This is a genomic window from Sphingorhabdus sp. (assembly GCF_044357595.1).
GTDB lineage: Bacteria > Pseudomonadota > Alphaproteobacteria > Sphingomonadales > Sphingomonadaceae > Sphingorhabdus_B.
This window is the reverse complement of sequence record NZ_JBIKPH010000026.1, coordinates 1-20764: the sequence shown is the minus strand read 5'-3', so window position 1 is coordinate 20764 and position 20764 is coordinate 1. Positions and strand designations below refer to the sequence as shown.

General features: G+C 55.7%; 15 protein-coding genes, 1 pseudogene and 1 riboswitch. Of the genes and pseudogenes, 10 read left to right on the top strand and 6 right to left on the bottom strand.

The window, feature by feature from the left end; all coding sequences use genetic code 11:
• The 9 genes and pseudogenes from ACIQ2T_RS04815 to ACIQ2T_RS04775 form a co-directional block, all read left to right on the top strand.
• Nucleotides 1-746: pseudogene (locus ACIQ2T_RS04815) on the top strand (cell division protein FtsZ); the annotation flags it as partial.
• Nucleotides 747-861: 115 nt separating this feature from the next.
• The gene (locus ACIQ2T_RS04810; protein WP_397589823.1) at nt 862-2520 is read left to right on the top strand and encodes a tetratricopeptide repeat protein; all 1659 of its coding nucleotides are present in this window, start codon (nt 862-864) and stop codon (nt 2518-2520) included.
• A 39-nt stretch (nt 2521-2559) separates the two neighbouring features.
• Nucleotides 2560-3711 carry a deoxyguanosinetriphosphate triphosphohydrolase gene (locus ACIQ2T_RS04805; RefSeq protein WP_397589822.1) on the top strand — a complete coding sequence of 384 codons (1152 nt, stop codon included), beginning with the start codon at nt 2560-2562 and terminating at the stop codon, nt 3709-3711.
• A complete protein-coding gene (locus tag ACIQ2T_RS04800; protein WP_397589821.1) occupies nt 3708-4364 on the top strand; it encodes an NAD-dependent epimerase/dehydratase family protein in 657 nt (218 codons plus the stop codon). Before ACIQ2T_RS04805 ends, ACIQ2T_RS04800 begins: the two co-directional genes overlap by 4 nt.
• A 34-nt stretch (nt 4365-4398) precedes the next feature.
• Nucleotides 4399-4487, top strand: a riboswitch (glycine riboswitch).
• A 182-nt stretch (nt 4488-4669) separates the two neighbouring features.
• On the top strand, nt 4670-5818 hold the full coding sequence (gene gcvT / locus ACIQ2T_RS04795; protein WP_397589820.1) for a glycine cleavage system aminomethyltransferase GcvT: 1149 nt from the start codon (nt 4670-4672) through the stop codon (nt 5816-5818).
• Nucleotides 5815-6186, top strand: coding sequence for a glycine cleavage system protein GcvH (gcvH, locus tag ACIQ2T_RS04790; protein WP_397589819.1), 372 nt, complete (start codon nt 5815-5817; stop codon nt 6184-6186). The genes gcvT and gcvH overlap by 4 nt, the downstream gene beginning before the upstream one ends.
• A 39-nt stretch (nt 6187-6225) precedes the next feature.
• Nucleotides 6226-7584 carry an aminomethyl-transferring glycine dehydrogenase subunit GcvPA gene (gene gcvPA / locus ACIQ2T_RS04785; protein WP_397589818.1) on the top strand — a complete coding sequence of 453 codons (1359 nt, stop codon included), beginning with the start codon at nt 6226-6228 and terminating at the stop codon, nt 7582-7584.
• Nucleotides 7581-9152 carry an aminomethyl-transferring glycine dehydrogenase subunit GcvPB gene (gene gcvPB, locus ACIQ2T_RS04780; protein WP_397589817.1) on the top strand — a complete coding sequence of 524 codons (1572 nt, stop codon included), beginning with the start codon at nt 7581-7583 and terminating at the stop codon, nt 9150-9152. Before gcvPA ends, gcvPB begins: the two co-directional genes overlap by 4 nt.
• 17 nt (nt 9153-9169) lie before the next feature.
• On the top strand, nt 9170-9778 hold the full coding sequence (locus tag ACIQ2T_RS04775) for a DUF938 domain-containing protein (RefSeq protein ID WP_397589816.1): 609 nt from the start codon (nt 9170-9172) through the stop codon (nt 9776-9778).
• Here ACIQ2T_RS04775 and ACIQ2T_RS04770 read toward each other — a convergent pair.
• Nucleotides 9775-10950, bottom strand: coding sequence for an energy transducer TonB (locus tag ACIQ2T_RS04770; protein WP_397589815.1), 1176 nt, complete (start codon nt 10948-10950; stop codon nt 9775-9777). The genes ACIQ2T_RS04775 and ACIQ2T_RS04770 overlap by 4 nt on opposite strands.
• Nucleotides 10951-11077: 127 nt before the next feature.
• Here ACIQ2T_RS04770 and ACIQ2T_RS04765 point away from each other — a divergent pair, with 127 nt between their 5' ends.
• Entirely contained in the window at nt 11078-12637 is a 1560-nt protein-coding gene (locus ACIQ2T_RS04765) for a fatty acid--CoA ligase (protein ID WP_397589814.1), read from the top strand.
• Nucleotides 12638-12693: 56 nt separating this feature from the next.
• Here ACIQ2T_RS04765 and ACIQ2T_RS04760 read toward each other — a convergent pair whose 3' ends face one another.
• The 5 genes from ACIQ2T_RS04760 to ahpF all read right to left on the bottom strand — a co-directional run.
• Nucleotides 12694-13995, bottom strand: a complete 1302-nt coding sequence (locus ACIQ2T_RS04760) for a UDP-glucose dehydrogenase family protein (RefSeq protein ID WP_397589813.1) — start codon at nt 13993-13995, stop codon at nt 12694-12696.
• Nucleotides 13996-14085: 90 nt separating this feature from the next.
• The gene (gene wecB / locus ACIQ2T_RS04755) at nt 14086-15228 is read right to left on the bottom strand and encodes a non-hydrolyzing UDP-N-acetylglucosamine 2-epimerase (protein ID WP_397589812.1); all 1143 of its coding nucleotides are present in this window, start codon (nt 15226-15228) and stop codon (nt 14086-14088) included.
• A 120-nt stretch (nt 15229-15348) separates the two neighbouring features.
• On the bottom strand, nt 15349-18453 hold the full coding sequence (locus ACIQ2T_RS04750) for an efflux RND transporter permease subunit (protein WP_397589811.1): 3105 nt from the start codon (nt 18451-18453) through the stop codon (nt 15349-15351).
• Between the two features lie 12 nt (nt 18454-18465).
• Entirely contained in the window at nt 18466-19515 is a 1050-nt protein-coding gene (locus ACIQ2T_RS04745) for an efflux RND transporter periplasmic adaptor subunit (RefSeq protein WP_397589810.1), read from the bottom strand.
• Between the two features lie 166 nt (nt 19516-19681).
• Nucleotides 19682-20764: alkyl hydroperoxide reductase subunit F (gene ahpF / locus ACIQ2T_RS04740; RefSeq protein WP_397589809.1), on the bottom strand; the 1083-nt coding region annotated here is incomplete at its 5' end.

The window sequence follows — 20764 nt, the reverse complement described above, 5'->3', positions numbered from 1 at the left end:
ATCCGCTGCTCGACGGCGTTTCGATGCAGGGTGCTAAGGGCGTTATCGTCTCGATCACTGGCGGCGAAGATATGCGCTTGATGGAAGTCGACGAGGCTGCAAACTATATCCGCGAATTGGTTGATCCTGATGCCAACATTATCTGGGGCTCGGCGTTTAACGAAAATCTGAACGGCAAAATCCGTGTCTCTGTCGTTGCTACTGGCATTGACAATGAAGGCCTGAGCGCTTCGCCTGCGACACAATCGCGCACGCCTTTCTCGTTCAGCCGTCCAGCGGTAGCGGAACCTGTTGCTCCGGTCAGCACTACAACATCTTTGTTCGACAGCACGCCAGCTACCCCGGTCGCAGAAGAGAGCGATTTTGCAGACCAAGAGACTGATGTTGAAGATGACAGCTTGATCCTCGGCAGCGATTTCGAAGATACCGATGCAGATCAAGAATTTGAATCATTCACCCCGGAAACTGCTGCTCCAGCCAGCATGTCGTCAAGTTCGTGGGCCGGTGCAGATGCACTTGAACTCAACACGCCCGCTGAGGACGATGTGCCTGTACCTGCCGCAGCCCCAGTTGATGTGCCTGCGGCGTCTGAACGCGTTGCTCCGCGCATTCCAACAGGCGGAACATTGTTTGAGCGGATGTCCAATCTGTCTCGCGGTCTTTCGCGCTCCGATGACGAGAACAAGGCTGATGATGACGCTAGCAGCGTCAATATCCCGCGGTTCCTTGATCGGCAGAACAACTGATAGGTTGCGCATCCAGCGCAGCGTCAGTTCGTCCTCTTTAGACAACCGTTTGTCCGAGCAGAGCGTTAACGCGCTTTGCGTCGGGCATCGGCTGCTCCAATAGAGGCGCATGCATGTGACAATTTTACGAAGCGCGGGGCTATTGGGCGCGCTTATGATGTCAACCAGCGCCTTTGCGCAAGCGGTTGACGAAAGCGCGCTTGAAGCTTTTGACAGACAAACTCCTCAAGTGCCTCCCGTTATATTGGAACCTGCAGGGGCAGTGGAACTGCGCTCTGCAATGCGGAGAATTTCGTTCAACCCGTCGGATGCTGACGCATTGGCGGACGCTGGCAATGCGTCTTTAGTTTTGGGTGATGCCAACGCGGCGCTCAATTTCTTCACACGCGCAAACGCGCTGCGCCCCGGTAACAGCCGCATCGTTTCGGGCCTGGCTACTGCCACCGTGCGTACCGAAAACCCCTTCGAAGCGCTTCGATTGTTTGATGACGCGGTCCGGTTGGGCGCGAATGAACGCTCAATTGCGATTGATCGTGCGTTGGCGTTCGATCTGCTGGGGAATTTTGGTCGCGCACAGCAGGATTATAAGCTGGCGCGGACCGCATTTACCTCAGATGATTTGATTATAAGGCAGTCTGTATCCTTGGCCTTGGCCGGGCAAAAGGAACAAGCTGATGCGATGCTGGTACCGCTGCTTGAGCGCAAAAGCGCTTCCGCTTGGCGTGCGCGCGCCTTCATGCTTGCGGCGCGGGGCGAGTTGCGTGAATCAACAAAAGTCGCGCAAGGCTTTATGGATGGCCCTTCCGCGGAACGCATGGAGCGGTTCTTTCGTTTAATGCCCAACCTTACAGGCGCGCAGCAGGCGGCGGCCATTCATCTTGGGCATTTTCCAACGAGCCAATATGTCGGGCGTGACAGCGAACAGGTCCGCCGCGTTGCAGCAGCGCTTCCGCAAACTGCGCTTGCATCTCCGCAAAACCGCCTAATTCCGTTGGGCGATCCGTTTGGTCCGAAGACTGCAAAAACCGGCGATACCAAAATCGCGCAGGCGCCTGACGTTAAGAGGGACCGAAAGGCCCAGGAGACCGGAAAGGTTCTGACGGCCGTGGCTAATATTCCCGCGTCGCCCAAGCCTACCGCGACGTTGAACCCAGCGCCAACTGCCATTTCAGGTCCTGTCAGCAATGTTCCTATCATTGCCCAAGCGGAGACAAAGGCATTTGTTTCCGCTATGGCTGGCCCAGCCATATTGTCACCGACGCCGTTGGTAACTGTGCAAGGGCCGACACCTGCGCCGACCGCACTTGCAGTTGCATCATCCGGTTTCGATCTCGGTGCGGTTGTTGCTTCTATCGAAATTCCCGAAGGTGAACAGCTGCCCTCGCAAGTTCCGGTCGATTTGAAAAGTTTGAAGCCTGTGATGACCAAGGTGGCAGCAGAGCGCGCCAAGGTCGCTAAGGTTGATCCCAAGATTGCGGCAACGGCCAAGCTCGAAAAGGATAATCCGGCGCGGTATTGGGTGCAGATCGCCGCTGGAAAAGCGGGCGCGCTTGGCTTTGACTATCGCAAATTTGTCAAAAAATATCCAGAATTGCTCAAGAACAGAAATCCGTTCACGGCGGAATGGGGCAAGACAGATAGGCTTTTGGTTGGTCCTTTTGCGGACCAGAAAGCGGCGAAAAAGTGGGAAGGCAACTATAAAAAGGGTGGCGGTGATGCTTTCATGTGGAAAAGCGAGATTGGCGAGGCCGTTAGCCCGTTGAAAACAAAATAGCCGCTTTCGAATTAGGTCGGTTGGCGGCATAAGCGCGACATGTCGCAACTGGCTCCTTATGCTTCCTTTCCTGACCATAGTCGTGGTCGGCTTCATGCCGAGCCGAAGAGCGACATTCGCGGGCCGCGCGATATTTTTCAGCGTGATCGCGACCGCATCATTCACTCCATCGCGTTTCGCCGCCTGCGCCACAAAACGCAGGTGTTCATTTCACCTGATGGGGATCATTACCGCGTACGCCTTACCCACAGCCTTGAGGTCGCACAGATTGGCCGCACTATTGCCCGCGCGCTGGGGTTAAACGAGGATTTAACCGAGGCCTTATGTCTCGCGCACGACATTGGCCACCCGCCCTTTGGCCACGCGGGAGAGGATGCACTTGAAGCAGCGATGAAGCCTTTTGGCGGGTTCGATCATAATGCGCAGACGCTCCGCACATTAACGCATCTTGAATCGCCATATCCGTCATGGCCGGGTTTAAACCTAAGCTGGGAACTGCTTGAGGGGCTGGCCAAGCATAATGGCCCGGTTGCAAGGCCCGGTTGGGCCTTGGCCGAGGTGGATGCAGGCTTTGATTTACGCCTCACTGACTGGCCATCGCTCGAGGCGCAGATTGCGGCGATCAGCGATGATATTGCTTATGACAATCATGACATTGACGATGGCATTCGGGCTGGCTTGCTCGACATTGACCAATTGCTTGAACTGCCTTTTGTGGCGGAGCGTTGGGAGGCGATATTGGCTCGCCATCCCGACGTACGCCCGCGCCGGTTGATTGGCGAACTGACGCGCGAACAGATTGGTGTGATGGTCAATGATGTGATTGAGTCGACGCGTGGCAGAATACAAAAACTGGGCATCAAGAACGCCGATGACGTGCGCAAGGCGGGCGTCATGATCGGCGGGTTTTCGCCGGACATGGCGGCGCGCGAACGTCTGCTTAAGGCGTTTATGTATGAAAAGCTGTACCATCATCCCACGCAAAATGAAGCGGCGGTTGGTGCCTCGAAAATAGTGCGCGAATTGTTTGTAGCCTATCGCAATGACGTGCGCCTGCTGCCGCTTGAATGGCGTGAAAATTTGCAAGAACACGACCCACAGCGCAGCCGCCATATCGGCGATTTTCTGGCTGGTATGACCGATCGCTATGCCACTGACCGGCATCGCGAGATATATAGGGACATGGCATGAACCGAAAAATTCTTATCGCCGGTGGTTCGGGGTTAGTTGGCAGACAAAGCGCGGATTTTTTGGCGGCCAGCGGCTATGAGGTCCACTTGGTTTCGCGGCGGCCGTCGGCGCTGCCGATGCCTGCCATAAAAGAGCATGTCGCCTTAAGCGACGACTGGCCGGAGATTGTGGCGCGCATCAAGCCAGACTGTTCCATTTCCTGTTTGGGCACGACTATACGCAAGGCCGGATCGCAGGATGCTTTCAAGGCGGTCGACCATGATCTTGTGCTTGCCTTTGCACAGGCCAGCCATGCAGCTGGAGCGCAGCATTTTATAACGGTTTCGTCCGTAGGTGCGATGCCCGCCAGCGGCAGTTTTTATCTTAGAACAAAGGCGGAGATGGAGCAGGGGCTTCGCAATATCGGCTTTCAACGTCTTGATATCATGCGACCCAGCCTGCTGACGGGTGGTCAACGTGATGACCATCGTCCAGGCGAGGCCTTCGGTATCCTCTTGGCGCCGATTGCTGATTTGCTGATGTTCGGACCGATGAAGAAATATGCATCTACGCCGTCTGACAAAGTAGCAAAGGCTATTGCGGCGCTGGCAAACAGACATGACGGTGGTGTTTTTATCCACGAAAATGATTCGATAAACGCGCTGGCTGGTTGACTCTCCAAGGCGGCAAGGCCAATACGGATTCGTCGCTGACGAAGCGGGAGAGCGTCCCTTTAAGGGACCGCCGAAGGAGCAACCGCCCCGGAATCTCTCAGGCAAAAGGACCGCTTCGGCTTTTGCGACACTCTGGAAAGCGCATATCTTCACCATTTTTAAAGATATGCCACCGAAGGTGTAACCTGCCTTTTTGACCGTTCGTGGCAACAAAGGCGGATAAAGCTCTCAGGTACCCGTGACAGAGGGGGCAGCAGACTTTGCGCCAACCGGCGTCGGTCGCTGCGACTCTTGAACGGACTGATATGAGCGAAGAAGACGAATTCGAACTCGAACCCATCGAAATATTGGAGCTGCCGCTCGACGCATGGCATCGCGACAAGGGCGCGCGCATGGTCGAGTTTGCGGGCTATCACATGCCCATCCAATATGAAGGCATCATGGCCGAACATATCTGGACGCGCGACAATGCCGGGCTTTTTGATGTCAGCCATATGGGGCAATTGATGCTGACCGGCGACGGCGTGGCCGAAGCGCTTGAGGCGATGGTCCCAGGCGATATCTCGGCGCTCCAAGAAGGCAAGATGCGTTATTCGCTTTTGCTCGCCGAAGACGGCGGCGTTCTTGATGACATGATGATTACAGCTGTGCCGATGGGGCTGTATGTTGTCGTCAACGGCGCGGTAAAATGGGATGATATGGGCTATTTGCGGGAGTATTTGCCCGATGAAGTCACCATCAACAATATGGAAGACCGCGCCCTATTGGCGCTTCAAGGCCCCAAGGCCGTCGATGCGCTTCTGCGTGTGGTTCCGGGCGTTGACGCTTTGTACTTCATGGAGGCGGGGTCGTTTTTCTGGGGACCAAAGACGGATCCGGAGCCGCTTTGGATCAGCCGTTCGGGCTATACCGGTGAGGATGGCTTTGAAATCTCGGTGCCCGCGGCCCATGCACAAAAGCTGGCTGACCAGCTGAGCGCGCAGCCCGAAGTTAGGCCGATCGGCCTTGGTGCAAGGGACTCGTTGCGGCTTGAGGCGGGACTTCCGCTTTACGGTCACGACATGAACCCAGATGTTGACCCCGTCGAAGGCAATGTAGCCTTCGCAATCTCGAAACGCCGCCGCGCCGAAGGTGGGTTTGCGGGCGCAGAACGCATATTGGATGCGCTCGCCAACGGCCCCGCACGCAAGCTGGTTGGGCTGTCGGTCGACGGCAAAATGCCCGTGCGGGAAGGCGCGCCGATATTTGCAGGGGAGGCGCAAGTCGGCATTATAACCTCAGGTGGATTTGCCCCAAGCTTAGGCGCACCCATCGCCATGGGCTATGTCAATGCCGCCCATAATGCCGCCGGCACCGCGCTTGAGGCAGAGGTGCGCGGCAAGCGCGTTTCCGTCACCGTCGCAAACCTCCCCTTCGTCCGGCATCATTATCATCGCAAAGGAGCCAATACATGACCCGTTATTTCACCGAAGATCATGAGTGGATCGAAGTTGATGGCGACAGCGCAACAGTCGGCATCACACATTATGCGCAAAGCCAATTGGGCGATATCGTGTTCGCGGAAGTTCCGGCGGCAGGCGCAACCTTGAAAAAAGGCGGTGATGCAGCGGTTGTAGAATCAGTGAAGGCCGCATCGGACGTTTACGCGCCGGTCAGCGGTACTGTCATTGAAGGCAATGACGCATTGGAAGGCGACCCTGCCTTGGTCAACAGCGATCCAGAAGGCGAGGGCTGGTTCTTCAAACTGACCTTAAGTGACAGCAACGAGCTCGATAGCCTCATGAATGCCGTTGCGTATCAGGCATTTGTTGACGGACTTTAAGACAATCTGTTCCCCCGCCAGTGCGCCAAGGAGATTGACATGCGTTATTTACCGCTAACCCCATCCGACCGACAGGCGATGCTTGGCATCATCGGGGCTAAATCGATTGATGATTTGTTCGTTGATGTGCCTGCCCAAGCGCGGTTGGACGGGCCAATTCGGGGCCTGCCAAACCATGCCAGTGAAATGGCGGTGGAGCGGCATTTCTCCTCGCTCGCGCGCAAAAACATGACGGCGTCGCAGCATCCGTTCTTTTTGGGTGCAGGCGCGTACAAGCATCATGTGCCGGCGAGTGTTGATCACATCATCCAGCGCGGCGAGTTCCTGACGGCCTACACGCCGTATCAGCCCGAAATCGCGCAGGGCACGCTACAAATGCTGTTCGAATTCCAGACGCAGGTTGCGCGATTGTTCGGCTGCGATGTTGCCAATGCGTCTATGTATGATGGCTCTACGGCGTGCTGGGAGGCAATCGGCATGGCTGGCCGCATTACCAAGCGGACAAAGGCAATGCTGTCGTCGGGGCTGCACCCGCATTATGTCAGCGTCGCCAAGACGATGGCACAATATACGGGCGACACACTCGATACCGCCTTGCCGGACCTGTCCGCCAAAACCGATAGCGTGCGGTTGCTCGACGCCATTGATGGCGAGACCAGTTGTGTCGTCGTCCAATATCCAGACATCTTGGGACGCATAGAAGACCTGTCCGCCATAGCCGCTAAGGCGCATGAGCATGGCGCGTTGCTGATCGCGGTGGTGACGGAACCGGTTGCTTTGGGTGCGATTAAGGCACCGGGCGACATGGGCGCGGACATCGTCGTGGGTGAGGGGCAGTCGCTTGGCGTTGGCCTGCAATTTGGTGGGCCATATGTTGGCCTGTTTGCCTGCAAGGAAAAATTCGTTCGCCAGATGCCCGGCCGGTTGTGCGGAGAGACTGTTGATGCGCAAGGCAAGCGCGGCTTTGTCCTGACCTTGTCTACGCGCGAGCAGCATATCCGCCGTGAAAAGGCGACATCAAATATCTGCACAAATTCAGGACTTTGTGCACTGGCCTTTAGTGTACATCTAACCTTGCTCGGCGAAAAAGGGTTGCGCGGATTGGCGCAGTTGAACCATGCGCTCGCGGTGCAGGCGGCGGATCGGCTGACCCAGATTGCTGGTGTCGAATTGGTCAATGATAGCTTCTTCAACGAATTCACACTCAAGCTGCCCAAGGAGGCGCGGCCAGTGGTGCGCGCGCTTGCAGACCGCGAAATTCTAGGAGGCGTATCGCTTGGACGGCTCTATCCGGGGACGGGTGCACTCTCCAAGGGACTCGTTGTCGCCGTTACTGAGGTTGTAACCAGTGAGGATGTGGAAACATTCGCGGTTGCTTTGCAGGAGATTTTGGCATGAACGCAATCAATCAAAGCGGATGGAAACCTGAAATGGGAAATGCGGGCGAAACTGCGCCTGCTACTTACACAGGCAACAAGGCGTTGATGCTTGAAGAAGCATTGATTTTCGAAATTGGCACCGCCGCAACAACGGGTGTTGACCTTGCCGATGCGCCGAAGGTCGCCGCGCGCTTGGGCAATTTGGAGCGGCATCGCGACATTGGCCTTCCCGGATTATCGGAACCTGAGACGGTCCGCCATTACACCCGCTTGAGCCGTCAGAATTATGCGATTGATTTGGGCTTCTTCCCGCTGGGGAGTTGCACGATGAAGCATAATCCAAGGCTGAATGAAAAGGTCGCACGTATGGCAGGCTTTGCCGATGTGCATCCTTTGCAGCCTGTCGAGACCGTGCAGGGGGCATTGGCGGTGATTAATGAGTTGGCCATGTGGCTGATTCAACTCACGGGCATGCACGGGGTCGCTATGACACCGAAGGCTGGCGCTCACGGAGAGTTGTGCGGAATATTGTGCATCAAGGCCGCTCTTGCAGCACGTGGTGATCCGCGCAGCGTCATTCTCGTTCCCGAAAGCGCGCATGGGACCAACCCCGCCAGCGCCGCTTTCGCCGGTTTCTCGGTTGAGAATATCCCGGCAACCTCCGAAGGCCGTGTGGATCTTGCGGCGCTTACAGCAAGGCTTGGCCCTGATGTGGCTGGGGTTATGATCACCAACCCCAACACATGTGGCCTGTTTGAACGTGATATGAAGGCGATTTCCGATGCTGTCCACGCGGCTGGTGGCTACGTCTATTGCGACGGTGCGAATTTCAATGCGATTGTTGGTCGCGTCCGTCCCGGCGATCTTGGTATCGATGCGATGCACATCAACCTGCATAAGACCTTCTCCACCCCGCATGGCGGCGGTGGGCCAGGTTCCGGGCCGGTCGTGTTGTCTGAAGCGCTGTCGCCTTATGGCCCCTTGCCCTATACCGCACGCCATGCGGATGGCCATTACACACTTATCGAGGAAGAAACCGCTCAGGAATGCCATCCAAACAGCTTCGGGCGCATGACCGCTTTCCACGGCCAGATGGGCATGTTTACCCGCGCGCTGTCTTACATCATGTCGCATGGTGCAGACGGTTTGCGCCAAGTGGCCGAAGATGCAGTCCTCAACGCCAACTATATCTTGCGCAGCCTCGAAGATGTGCTTGAGGCGCCATTTGCGCATAGCGGCCCTTGTATGCATGAGGCATTGTTTAGCGATAACGGCTTGGCCGACGGCTTTTCCACCCTCGACATCGCCAAGGGCCTGATCGACGAAGGCTATCACCCGATGACGGTGTACTTCCCGCTTGTGGTCCATGGCGCTATGTTGGTTGAACCGACCGAAACCGAAAGCAAGGCAACGCTGGACCAGTTCATCGGCGCACTACGTTCGGTGGCGGAGCGGGCAAAGGCGGGCGACCCGTCGCTGAAGTCCGCGCCGCATCACGCACCGCGCCGCCGCCTTGATGAAACCCAGGCTGCGCGCAAGCCAGTGCTGGTGTGGCGGGAACCAGAACAGTTGGTTGCTGCCGAGTGAGCGGTCCGCAGCCATTTGTGTTTGAAGCCGGCGTCGAGGTCAAACGCTACGCGCCCGCGACCGAGCGAAACCGTGATGTAATCGCGGAAACGCTGGTGAATGTGCTTCCTGCAGAGGGGGTGGTGTTAGAAATCGCCAGCGGGACTGGCGAACATGCAGTGCACTTTGCGCAGCTGTTTCAGGGATTGACGTGGCAGCCAAGCGACCCTGACCCGATTGCCATTGCCTCCATCAACGCGTGGCGTTTCGACTGTGCTGTGCCGAATGTACGATCTGCGATGTTGCTGGATGCCTCAGCGGACTGGCCAATCGCGCACGCCGACGCGATTGTCTGCATCAACATGGCGCATATTAGCCCATGGGCGGCGACAGTGGGGTTGCTCCGTAACGCCGCCCGCATCTTGCCGCCATGCGCGCCGCTTTTCATCTATGGGCCATTTCGCCAACACGACGTTCCCTTAGCCGAAGGTAACGCGACATTCGACACTGCGCTGCGACAACAGAACACGGAATGGGGCCTGCGTTATGTTGAGGACATTACCAAAGAAGCGCGCGACGTCGGCCTGATTCTGGATCAGATTATCCCTATGCCGTCGAACAACCTATCGCTGATTTTCTGTTCTTAGCTGGTCAGGTCAATCCGCTCTATTTTGGCGATAGGTGATCGCTGACGGATACGTGTCCCTGTAACGTCATTTTCATATTGTGCGGTCAGCGAGTAGCGCTCGATGGCATACACGCCTGGTGTTGTACCTGCTCTTGCAGCTTTCAAGGGCGCGTAAATTCGAGTCTTAATCGCTTTCAGGACGGCATCTGTCCAATCGGTGTCGCCTTGGCTGCGGAGTATTTCTGGCTCGTCGACCTTACCATCTGCGCCAATCCAGAACCCGATATCGACCCATCGTTTTTCAACGACCTGTGTACTAATCCGGTTTAGGTCGCTGCCTCCTGCCAATGCGCGGGCCGCTTGAGCCTCATTCATTGCTATCGGGTCGGAATGCAGAAGCACAGGGTTCACGGTGCCCCCTAATGCGGCGTAACGTGCGATAAGCTTGTCGGTGGTCGCACTATCCCCACCTTTGCGATCCATCCTAGATTTCAGCACTTCAACGACAATCTTGAACTCCTCCGCGCCGCCCGTTGGCGCTTTCAGGAAAAGATCAATAGCGTCAGTAGCGTCTTTCTTACGGAAAGCGGTTTTCTCTGTCTCGGCACGTTGTACACGTAGTGACAAATCGCGCAGTCGTGCAATTGCAGCAATCTGAGGCAAATTCGCCAGAAGCGCACGCCGTTCAATTTCGAGATATTTGTCGCTCGCTTCCTCCAAATAACCCAATTTTAGACGAGAATCTGCGACCTCAATTTCGGCGCCGAACACGCGATAGTCATTCGGTTGCAACGCGCCCTTCAGAGTGTCGCGCATATCCAGCACAGAAAGACGGTAAATGTCTGATTCACCCAAATGCGCCGCTACATTACCATTTGCGCGGAGCAGGTCGGAGACCTCAATAGGGAACTGACCCTTATGCTTTCGGTTCCGACCAAGCGCGTTTGCTAAAGTGGCACGTGCATCGCGATAGTCGCCTTCTACAAAAAGATTTTCTGCGTGCGCCAATGTTGCCTTTATATCCTGGTCGGGCGGGCATTTGCGCGCGATGCATGCTTTCAGGTCGGCTTCGGTGTCCTTCAAAGGACGCGCCGTTACGACGATTTCACGCTTGGATTCATTCTGAGCAATCGAGGGAGCACCTACGCCCGTGAGCAACAGAATTGCTGTCAAATGATAAGGTCTCAACATGAAAATATCCTTGGTGGAAACGGGGAGGTAAAACTGACGTAATCCGTTTATTGACACGCCGCTATAATCTCTCGACAAAACGCATCAGGCCTCTGCGAAAATACGGCCATTCTTGGGAGATGATAACATGGCCGCTGCCGGTTACGACATACTTACGTTCGATGGCTTCTTGAAGCACTGGGCAACGGAACGACCGGATTGGAACGCGCTATCGCAAGATAACGCGCATTTCACATATGCGCAGTTGGAAGAACGCACCGCAAAAATCGCAACTATGCTGCTTGGGTTGGGCTTGAAAAAGGATGACCGCGTTGCCTGGATTGGCAAGAACAGTGATCTGTATTTTGCGCTTTTCTACGGCGCGGCTCGCGTAGGTATCGTCATGGCCCCGATTGGCTGGCGTTTGGCGCCCGCCGAATGGGCCTATATCGCCAAGGATACCGGCGCGCGCGTTTTGTTTGCAGGACAAGGATTTGAAGTAGGTGTTCAGGCGCTTGGCGATCAGACTGCTACTGTCGAGCGCGTAATCGGCGAGGACGAAGCGCGGCAGATGATCGACGCCGCGCCGCGTGCGCCGTTCGACGCTGCTGGCCCCGATGATGCCGCGCTGCAGCTTTATACGTCAGGCACCACGGGTAATCCCAAGGGTGCGGTGCTCTCCAACCGAAACCTCTTTGCCTTGCGCAAAAATGCGGCTGAAGAAGAACATGCCTATAGCAAGTGGGATGATGATGAGGTTGTCCTTATCGCCATGCCCTGCGCGCATATTGGCGGGACCGGGCTTGGCATTATGGCGCTGGCGTCTGGTCTGCCGGCGCTGGTACAGGCCGAATTTACGCCAGATTCGGTCTTTGATGGCATCGAAAAGGGCGGAGCAACGCGCTTGTTCATCGTGCCCGCCGCCTTGCAGATGATGGTTAACCACCCCAGATGCCGTGATGTCGATTATAGCCGGCTCAAATATATCCTCTATGGCGCAGCGCCCATTCCGCTTGAACTATTGCGCCAGTGCATGGACGTGTTCAGTGCCCAGTTCATTCAAGTCTACGGCATGACGGAAACGACGGGCACCATTTGCATGTTGCCGCCTGAGGATCACGACCCCAATGGCAATAAACGGATGCGCTCGGCTGGCAAGCCACTGCCGGGTGTAGAATTACGCGTCGTCGATGGGGCGGGGAATGATGTTCCTGTGGGTGATGTCGGCGAGATATGGACGCGGTCATCTAACAACATGCTTGGCTATTGGAACCTGCCCGACGCCACGAAGGGAACTGTCGCCGAGGGTGGTTGGATAAAGACCGGAGATGCCGGATATTTGGATGAAGACGGATATATGTACATCCACGACCGCGTGAAGGACATGATCATAACCGGCGGCGAAAATGTCTATCCGGCTGAAGTGGAAAGCGCGATTTACGGCCATCCCGATTTATTGGAGGTCGCGGTGATTGGCGTGCCTGATGAAAAATGGGGCGAGGCGGTGAAGGCGGTTTGCGTTCCCAAACCCGGTGCTCAGGTGGATCCCGAAAGCGTCATCGCTTGGGCCCGCGCTCGCATTGCCGGTTTCAAGGTGCCACGTTCCGTTGACATCATTGCGGCGTTGCCCCGCAATGCGTCAGGAAAGATACTCCGCAAGGATTTACGCGCGCCTTATTGGGCTGGTTACGACCGGCAGGTGAATTAAAACTTATCGGAGGTTTGCGGCTGCAATCGGCCAACCTCCAATATTGCCTATGTTCCTCAGCGCCCGACGCTAACATAATTGAACCCAGCGGCCTGCGCTTCTTCGGTGCCATATATGTTGCGCAAATCCACAAGAACATCGCCCGCCATCGCGGCGTGCAGTTTCTTGAGGTCAAGCGCACGATATGCGTCCCATTCGGTAATCAAGGCCACCGCATGTGCATCTTGCGCGGCGTCATAGGCACTGCTGGCCATGATGACATCGGGAAGAATTTTTGCGGCCTCCTCCATGCCTTCGGGGTCATGTGCATGCACAATTGCGCCGGCATCAAGCAAGGTCTGAACAATCGCAATGGACGGCGCATCGCGCATGTCATCTGTATTGGGTTTGAACGTCAGGCCAAGCAGACCAATTTTCAGGCCCCGCACATCGCCGCCCAGTGCGGTGATGATCTTGCGGCCCATAGCGCGCTTTCTAAGGTCATTGGCCTGCACGACAGCCTCAACTATCCGAACGGGCGTTTCATGGTCCTGAGCGGTTTTGAGAAGCGCCAGCGTGTCCTTGGGAAAGCAACTGCCGCCATAGCCAGGACCCGCGTGTAAGAACTTTGACCCGATGCGATTATCAAGGCCGATGCCGCGTGATACGTCTTGCACATTGGCGCCCAGTTTCTCGCACAGATCCGCCATTTCGTTGATAAAGGTGATCTTCGTCGCCAAAAATGCGTTCGCGGCATATTTGATGAGCTCGGACGAACGACGGCTGGTGAACAATAAAGGCGATTCGTTGAGAAACAGCGGACGATACACAGCCCGCATGACGTCCCGCGCCCACTCAACGTCGCTGCCTACGACGATGCGGTCCGGCCGTTTGAAATCACCAATGGCAGCGCCTTCGCGCAAGAATTCGGGGTTTGATACGACTGCAAACTCAAGCTGTGGGTTGGTTTCGCGAATGATGCGTTCAACTTCGTCGCCAGTGCCCACAGGAACGGTAGATTTGGTCACGACAACCGTACGCGGATCTATGGCGCTGGCCAGTTCCTCGGCAGCGGCGTACACATAGCTCAGATCCGCATGGCCATCGCCGCGGCGCGACGGCGTGCCAACGGCTATGAAAACAGCGTCGCATCCTTTGACTGACCGAAGTACATCCGTTGAAAAGCTCAGCCGTCCAGCGTCTACGTTGGTTTTAACCAATGCGTCCAAGCCGGGCTCGTAAATCGGCATGATGTTCGCGTTCAACCGGTCGATCTTTGCCGCATCCTTGTCCACGCAGACAACTTCATGTCCGAAATCCGCAAAGCACGCACCAGACACAAGGCCGACATAGCCCGAACCGATCATTGCAATCTTCATTGGATATCCCTCTTTCAGACGGCTTTAGAATAGCAGCGCCTTATGACGTTATTTGGTCAGGAACAAGCGTTGCGGCAGGGCTATGCGATACTAAGCAGGTAATAGATGATCTTGTCGACGTGCATTCCAGACAATCTCAGCTATGCGCCGGCTGGCGTACCCATCCCCAAACGGATTATGTGCCCGCGCCATGGCGGAATAAGCGGCATCATCGTCCAAAAGATTGAAAACTTCCGAAATAATCCTCTGTTTATCCGTGCCAATTAGCTTTGCGGTGCCTGCGGTGATGCCTTCAGGGCGCTCGGTAGTGTCACGAAGTACCAGCACAGGCTTGCCAAGCGCTGGTGCCTCTTCTTGAACGCCGCCGCTGTCGGTAAGCATGATGTGACTAATCGACAAAAGATGGGCGAAATTCGGATAATCGAGCGGCTCGATGAGCGCGACATTTGGTAAATTTCCCAATGCAGCATCCATTATCGTACGGACATTCGGGTTCATATGTACGGGGAAGATACATGCCACATCGTCGCGTGCTGCTATGGCCGTGATAGCCGCAGCGATATTGCCCATGCTGTTTCCGAAATTCTCCCGGCGGTGCGTGGTAATGCCTATGATCTTGCGGCTACGAAAACGGGCCTCAAGCGGCGCGAGCCTGTTGGCCAAAGATGGGTTTTGCGCGATGCGCTTCGTCACCCAATGCAGTGCGTCAATCACGGTATTGCCCGTCACAAAAATACGGTTCGCTGGAACCGCCTCCGAACGCAACGCCTCTGCTGAAACAGCAGTCGGCGCAAAATGCTGATCAGCAATAGTGCCAATGATTTTGCGGTTAACTTCCTCGGGCCACGGCCTGTAGATGTCGCGGCTGCGCAACCCAGCCTCGACATGGCTCACTGGAATCTTGCGATAATAAGCGGCCAGCGCGCCCACCATGGCTGTTGCCGTATCACCTTGAGCGATGACGCGGTCTGGTTTGGCGGTATCAAGCACTGAACCAATTGCCTCCAGCAGCCGCGCGGTGAGCGCATCAAGCGACTGGCCGGGCTGCATCAGGTCAAGGTCATAATCCGGCATAATCCCGCTGATCGCCAGAAATTGATCTAGCATTTGTCGATGCTGGCCGCTCACCAGAACTTCAGTCCGCATGTCTGAATATCGGGTTAAAGCATCAATAACAGGGAAAAGCTTAATCGCTTCGGGCCGCGTCCCGAAAATCACCATATTCTTGTGCATGTCCGCTCCCTGTGTCTTTTGCTCGAGGCAAAACCGCAGATAAGACTAACATTTTAAGAAGTGACGAAATGTTCTACGAAGTTATTGAAATACCTAGCTAAGCTTAGCGTAAAGCAGGTATCAAGCGGAAGGATGCTCTTGCGCTTCCATCTCTTGCGCAAGTCGGCGTGATACTGCTTCGGGTGAGCCGGTAAATTTGGCGAGGCGCGCATAAATCAGCGGAATGAGCACAAGAGTAATGAGCGTCGCGAGCGTTACACCGAAGACAATAACTACGCCGATTGCGGACCGCGCCGCGCCGCCGGCACCGCTGGCAATTGCCAAGGGTATCGCGCCGAACACGGTAGCGATGGACGTCATTAAAATTGGGCGTAAGCGGCGCGCAGCGGCCTGCTGAATCGCGTCGAGAATTTCCAGACCTTCATCACGCAATTGATTGGCAAATTCGACAATCAAAATCCCGTTTTTTGCGGCCAGCCCGACGAGCATCACAATACCTATCTGACTATATAGGTTCAGCGTCATCCCAGTGAGGGCAAGCCCAATGATGCCGCCACCGACAGCTAGGGGCACTGTCGTGATAATCGTGATCGGATGCACAAAGCTCTCAAACTGAGCCGCCAGCACCAGATAGACGAGAAGAATGGTCAGGAAGAAGACTATGATAATGGAACCGCCCGTTTCCTTGAACGCCTGACTTTCACCGCGATAGCCAACGGCCAGTACCTCTGGCGATGCCGCAGCTTGTTCTTCGAGAAATGCCAGCGCTTCACCCATGGAGTAGCCGGGTGCCAGACCGCCCGATAGAGTAATGGCGCGCAGTTTGTTGAAGCGGCCTAAATCGCGTGCGCCGGCTGTTTCAGTATATTTGATCACGTTGGCCAAAGAAACGAGCGCGCCATCGCGCGTTCGTAATTGAATCGCGGCAAGATTTTCCGCTGTGGCACGATCTTTCGAGTCCGCCTGTATGATGACGCGATACTCTTCGCCACGGTCCACATAGTTTGAAACCCTGCGCGACCCCAGCAGCGATTGAAGCGCCTGACTGACATCGGCTACCGATACGCCTAGATCGCCAGCGCGCGCGGTATCGACCTGAATCTCCATCTGTGGCTTGGTTTCTTTATAATCTGAGTCGAGATTCACAATTCCGGGATTTTGACTTGCTGCTGCCAATATCCGGTTGCGTGCAACGGTAAGTGATTCATAGGTCGCACCGGCAATGACGAAATTCAGTGGCTGGCTCCGACCGCGCCCAATGGAGGAACGAACTGACGCGTTGCCCCGCACCGCAGGCAACTCGGCGAGGGCCTTATTGACCTGTGCGACCACATCTTCGGTTTTTTCGGTACGCTCCTCCCAAGGCTTAAGGAAAATCATGAACGTGCCTGAATTGAAATCGTCACTGGCCGAATAGCCGCCAGGCGTCCGCTGGATCACGGAACGAACAGTGCCCTTGTCCAACAATTTGAGCAATGGTTCGGACGCTTGCAGCATATATCTGTCCATGGCCTCGTAACCAGTGCCTTCGGGTGCGGCTATATTGGCGCTGAGGATGCCTACGTCTTCAGCTGGCGCAAGTTCGGACTGAACCGTCGTGAACAAGAGCCCAGCGACCATTAAAAATATAAGCATACCCAGCAGTGTAACCAGTGGCTTTGCAATGGCGCGCGCAAGCAGGTTGGAATAACGGTGCTCAATCCCCTGAAACTTGTCATCTATCCATGATGCCAATCGTCCGCGCTTCTCTTGCTTTAGCAATTTCGAACACAGCATTGGAGCAAGGCTAAGTGCAACAAAACCGGAAAAGGCGACAGCAGCTATCATCGCGCCCGCCAACTCGCGGAACAGCAACCCTGTTTGACCCGCAAGGAACATCACTGGCACAAATACCGCGCAAACAACGATGGTGGTCGAAATGACCGCAAAAGCGACTTGTCGCGTACCGGTTACTGCAGCAACCAAAGGCGGCTCGCCCTGCTCGATCCGGTGATAGACGTTTTCAAGCACAACAATGGCGTCGTCGACAACCAAGCCGATGGCCAAAACGAGCGCTAAAAGGGTGAGTAAGTTGATGGAAAAGCCTAACATCCACAACACGGCAAAGGTCGCAAGAAGGCAGATCGGAACGGTAACCGCCGGAATAATAGTCGCGCGCCAACTGCCCAAAAACAGGAAAATGACCAGAACAACCAGTGCTGCTGCTTCAACCAGAGTTATCCAGACGCCACTGATGGCCTTGCCGATGAACAGCGAATCGTCGGAGCCGACGGAAATCGTCATGCCGCGCGGGAGCGCAGGCTTAATCTGCTCTGCGAGCGCCTTGGCACTTTCCGCCACGGCCAAGGTGTTTGCCCCTGACTGGCGCACAATGCCTAAGCCTAAGGCTGACTCGCCGTTTAGTCTAAATGCCGCATACGGGTTTTCTGGACCTGTTTCGACCCGCGCAACGTCGGATAGACGCGTCAGCGACCCGTCAGCGCCTCGGGCGACCACCAACTGCCGAAACTCGGCTTCGTTTCCAAAGGGGCGGCTGACCCGAAGCGTGACGTTTTGGTCGGTAGATTCTAAACGCCCGGCGGGCAACTCGACATTCTGGCTACGCAAGGCATTTTCAACATCGAGCGGGGTCAATCCTAGCGCAGCCAGCCGGTCAGGCTGAAGCCAGATACGCATTGATGGCCGCGCTTCGCCGCCTACAAAAATGCGGGCTACACCGTTGATAGCCGAAAAGCGGTCGACGAGATTGCGGTCTACATAATCGCTCAATTCAAGACGCGACCAGCCCGGTTTGGATACAACGAGGAACAGGATCGGCGATGCATCGGCGTCCACTTTGCGCACCTCGGGTGCCAAAACCTCTTCAGGCAAATCATCCGCCACGCCACCTACGCGGTCGCGCACATCATTGGCCGCGCTATCGACGGGGCGACCGGGCGCAAACTCGATGGTAATGTCAGACTTACCATCGCGTGAACGCGATGTGATTGTTTGGATACCTTCAATTCCGGCAAGCGCGTTTTCGAGAACTTGAGTTACGCGTGTTTCCACAACGCTTGCCGCTGCGCCAGTATAGGCCGTCTCAACAGACACGATTGGGGGTTCGGTGTCAGGATATTCCCGCACTGGCAAATTCAAAAAGCCAACGATCCCGACCAGTACCATAAGTATGGCGATAACCCCGGCAAATACCGGTCTGCGGACGGAGATGTCAGAAATGCTCATGTCAAAGCTGTGTCAACGTGCTTTGTTCGATGGGTCGCTGCTTTTGGCTTTGCCCGTGCGAACAGTCGCGCCATCAGAGAGCTTCACGACGCCCTCGGTTACAATCCGGTCGCCAACATTTAGTCCTTTAATGACTTCGACAAGATTGCCATCGCGCGCACCTGTTGTAACAGGCATGCGTTTAACCTTGAAATCCGCCCCCATGATGTAGACAAAACTGGTGTCGCCTTCCCGAACCAACGAAAGCTCAGGAACCGCTGGGGCGACGCGCGTTTTTGAGGTGATCGTTACCGAAAGCAGCATGCCGGGTTTCAACAAAGCATCGCGGTTGGGCAATATTGCACGTAACGTAGCTGTTCGGGTTTGCGGGTTAATTACCGGATCAATTGCCATAATCTTTCCGGATACGACATAGTCGGGATAGGCAGACGCCCTAGCAGTAATCTGCTGCCCAATCTGAACATTTGCAAGCATTGTCTCGGGAACGGTGAAGTCCAACTTTATGGAGCTGAGATCACTTACGGCCGCGATTTCGTCACCCGCGCTAACGACAGCGCCAATGGATATGCGCCGCAGCGACACTTGGCCGGAGAATGGCGCACGGACGACGCGGTCGCCAATCGAGGCGCGCGCCTCATTTGCAACGGCCTTTGCTGCGCTGGCTGAAGCTGTTTGGGCCTCCAAACTTGCGTTGGTTGCAAAGCCGCGACGGTGGAGTTCGGTGATACGCGCTAGCTGCTGCTCTGTCTCGCGAACCCGCGCCTGCGCGCTGGCGAGAGAGGCGGTTTCCTGACCTTGTGCGAGCACGGCAAGCATCTGCCCTTTTTGGACATAATCCCCATCGGAAAAGCCAAGCTGCGTTATCCGTTCGGTAACCGGTGCGCGCACGGATACTTGTTCGTTGGCGTTAGCTGTGCCGATGGCGACGTAATTATCCGAGAATTGATTTGAGACTGCTGGTCCGACTGTCACCAATGGCGCCGGACGTTCGCGCTTTTCATCGCCGCTGCCACCACATGCTGCAACACAGAACATCAAAGAGAGAATGATAGGCTTGTGCATTTTTTCACCGAGTGGGGGAGGGGACGGAAATCAATTCTCTTTACCCGTTGGCGAAACTAACTGCAATCGACCAGTATTTTTCGACGAATGTAGTCTTTCTTAAGGATACAGCGGGTGAATGCGCGCAAACTGCACGGCGCGATGGGATTTACCATCGGGTCTCGTATCAATGCCGGATGATGTGATCGAAAGCCGACAGACCAGCCTTTGTCCCTTCGCCCATGGCAACGATAATCTGCTTATACGGAACCGTCGTGACATCCCCGGCGGCAAATACGCCGGACAGGTTCGTTGCATTATGTGCGTCCACTTCAATTTCGCCGCGCGGCGACAAAGTGAGTGGACCCTTCAGCCATTCAGTATTGGGGACCAAACCAATCTGAACGAATATACCGTCTAGATCGATGCGGTGTGATGTGTCTGTGTTCCGGTCGGTATAGACCAAGGCCTGAACCTTTTCACCATCGCCAATCACTTCCGTGCTCAGCGCCGACGTTATGATATCGACGTTCGTTAAGCTGCGCAGCTTTTTCTGTAACACAGCGTCCGCGCGCAATTGGGAGTCAAATTCGATCAATGTGACGTGGGCGACGATTCCAGCAAGATCGATTGCGGCTTCAACGCCAGAGTTACCGCCGCCGATTACTGCCGTGCGCTTGCCCTTGTACAATGGACCATCGCAATGTGGGCAATAGGCCACGCCCTTGTTGCGATATTCCTCTTCGCCGGGGACGCCCATTTGCCGCCAGCGCGCGCCGGTCGAAAGGATCAGCGTGCGTGCCTTTAACGACGCGCCACTTGCCAGCTTTATTTCGTGCAGCCCGTCGGCTCCGGCAGGGATGAGTTCAGCGGCTGTCTGCAGATTCATGATGTCGACATCATATTCGCGGACATGCTGCTCCAACTGCGCGGCGAGCTTTGGGCCTTCCGTATGCTGAATCGAAATGAAGTTTTCGATACCCATTGTGTCGAGCACTTGGCCACCAAAGCGTTCGGCGACCACGCCGGTGCGAATGCCCTTGCGCGCCGTATAAATAGCTGCGGCAGCGCCAGCAGGGCCACCGCCAACAATAAGAACCTCAAACGGCTCCTTCGCAGCAATCTTCTCAGCCGCGCGGGCAACGGTCCCTGTGTCCAGCTTCGCCATGATTTGCGACAGGTCCATACGGCCTTGACCGAAAAGTTCACCATTTAGGTAGATCGCCGGCACAGCCATGACCTTGCGGGTCTCGACTTCCTCGCGGAACAT

What these genes read in the sequence shown, in the direction of transcription:
- ACIQ2T_RS04750 (WP_397589811.1), bottom strand. Translation starts at nt 18,453, where the DNA reads ATGAGCATTTCTGACATCTCCGTCCGCAGACCGGTATTTGCCGGGGTT.
- ACIQ2T_RS04765 (WP_397589814.1), top strand. Translation starts at nt 11,078, where the DNA reads ATGGCCGCTGCCGGTTACGACATACTTACGTTCGATGGCTTCTTGAAG.
- ACIQ2T_RS04800 (WP_397589821.1), top strand. Translation starts at nt 3,708, where the DNA reads ATGAACCGAAAAATTCTTATCGCCGGTGGTTCGGGGTTAGTTGGCAGA.
- gcvH (WP_397589819.1), top strand. Translation starts at nt 5,815, where the DNA reads ATGACCCGTTATTTCACCGAAGATCATGAGTGGATCGAAGTTGATGGC.
- ACIQ2T_RS04770 (WP_397589815.1), bottom strand. Translation starts at nt 10,950, where the DNA reads ATGTTGAGACCTTATCATTTGACAGCAATTCTGTTGCTCACGGGCGTA.
- gcvPA (WP_397589818.1), top strand. Translation starts at nt 6,226, where the DNA reads ATGCGTTATTTACCGCTAACCCCATCCGACCGACAGGCGATGCTTGGC.
- gcvPB (WP_397589817.1), top strand. Translation starts at nt 7,581, where the DNA reads ATGAACGCAATCAATCAAAGCGGATGGAAACCTGAAATGGGAAATGCG.
- wecB (WP_397589812.1), bottom strand. Translation starts at nt 15,228, where the DNA reads ATGCACAAGAATATGGTGATTTTCGGGACGCGGCCCGAAGCGATTAAG.
- gcvT (WP_397589820.1), top strand. Translation starts at nt 4,670, where the DNA reads ATGAGCGAAGAAGACGAATTCGAACTCGAACCCATCGAAATATTGGAG.
- ACIQ2T_RS04760 (WP_397589813.1), bottom strand. Translation starts at nt 13,995, where the DNA reads ATGAAGATTGCAATGATCGGTTCGGGCTATGTCGGCCTTGTGTCTGGT.
- ACIQ2T_RS04745 (WP_397589810.1), bottom strand. Translation starts at nt 19,515, where the DNA reads ATGCACAAGCCTATCATTCTCTCTTTGATGTTCTGTGTTGCAGCATGT.
- ACIQ2T_RS04805 (WP_397589822.1), top strand. Translation starts at nt 2,560, where the DNA reads ATGTCGCAACTGGCTCCTTATGCTTCCTTTCCTGACCATAGTCGTGGT.